The following is a 681-nucleotide window of genomic DNA, read 5'->3' as shown; positions in this document are numbered from 1 at the left end:
ATATGTGTATAAGAGACAGCCCCCGCACCCGCAGGAGCGCACACCGCCCCCACCTGCGGCAGTACCCGCCTACGACGCGCCTTCGACCCGCTCTCAAGCCGCCCAGGCCAACTCCCCACCCGGAGCCAGTTGTTCCACTCTCGCCAATTAGCAACGAACGGTGACGGAGCGCGTGCGTAATGTGATGTGCTGGGACCGATCGCGTACATAGCAAGGGCTTACGAAAGCTCACGGGGGACGAGGGAGGGGACCATTCATGGGCTCGGAGCACCACATCCGCCGTTGGGAGTCGGGCGCACTCGCCCACGCCGTGACGGACCCCTTCGGCCAGGGCCCCGTCCCCTGGCTACGGGGCAATGTGACGTACTTCGACGACACGGGCCATGTGGTGCCGTGGTACGTGGAGCCGGGCCCGCCGGAGCCGGACCCCCCGGCCAAAGGAGGCCGCACCGGCACACGAGCCCGTGTGCCCGCCCCCCGCACCGCACCGGGCGGCCCGCGCTCCGCCGACGACGTGCGCCGGCAGATCAAGGGCTTCACCGCAGCCGGTGCCGCCGCCCCCGGCGAATCCATCGACTTCCACATCACCGTGGACCCGCCCCAGGAATTCGGCGTCGACATCTACCGCATCGGCCACTACAGCGGCGACGGCGCGGCCAAGATCACCACCAGCCCCCGCCT

1 pseudogene is annotated in these 681 nt (G+C 69.5%); it reads left to right on the top strand.

The features are described from left to right. Positions 1–256: 256 nt before the first annotated feature. A pseudogene (locus P1P70_RS45455) lies at positions 257–681 on the top strand (phosphoribosylamine--glycine ligase); the annotation flags it as partial.

It is taken from the genome of Streptomyces sp. MB09-02B (genome assembly GCF_033794485.1).
Taxonomy (GTDB): domain Bacteria; phylum Actinomycetota; class Actinomycetes; order Streptomycetales; family Streptomycetaceae; genus Streptomyces.
Note: the sequence above shows the minus strand (reverse complement) of the source record. Positions and strands in the feature narration are given on the sequence as shown.